Genomic DNA, 737 nt, shown 5'->3' with positions numbered 1-737 from the left:
AAGGCGCTAAAAAAACAGCAGTCGTTCTTAATAAAGCAATTACAACGTGCGTACCTGCACGGGGAACAATCTCAAACCAAACTTCTTTTAAACTCTAATAACCCCCAGGAACTTGCTAAGGATATGCGTTTCTTTGCCTATATTAATGAAGCGCGTAGTGAAAAAATTTCCGAGGTACAAGACATTCTTAACATCATAAAAAATACCGAGAAAAAAATACTTGTTAAGAAAAATAAACTGCACGAACAGCATAAGCTTCAACAACAACAGCGCTTAGAGCTGAAAAAAGAACAAGCAGCTCGTAAACAGGTACTCGCAAAACTCAAGGCCAATATAAAAAATAACACGCAGCGTCTTGAAAAAATGCGCAAAGACCAAGCGCGCCTAGAGAAGCTTCTGAACGAATTAGAGCAAGCCATTGCCAACATCCCCCTCCCTGACGACGCCGCTCCGTTTAGCAAACAAAAAACCAAGCTTCCGTGGCCTGCGAAAGGTAAAGTCATTGGGCGCTTTGGTAGTCGAATTGCTCAGGGTAAGCTAAAGCTCAATGGCATTCATATTGAGACAAAAAACAACCAGGAAGTTCAAGCCATCCATTCTGGAAGAGTTATATTTTCTAACTGGATACGTGGCTTTGGTTTGCTCATTATTATCGATCATGGTAATAATTACATGAGTTTGTACGGTAACAATAAGAGCCTTGCAAAAGATACCGGAGACTGGGTTAGAGCAGGTGA

Annotated in this window: 1 protein-coding gene; it reads left to right on the top strand. The window is 41.1% G+C overall.

Translation table 11 applies throughout. From position 1 onward, the window contains the following. Positions 1 to 737, top strand: a 737-nt coding sequence (locus A3729_RS26765; protein ID WP_156498161.1) for a murein hydrolase activator EnvC, incomplete at both ends; no start/stop codon positions are given.

The organism is Oleiphilus sp. HI0043 (assembly GCF_001634935.1).
The sequence above is the reverse complement of the archived record's forward strand: the minus strand, read 5'-3'. Positions and strand labels throughout refer to the sequence as shown.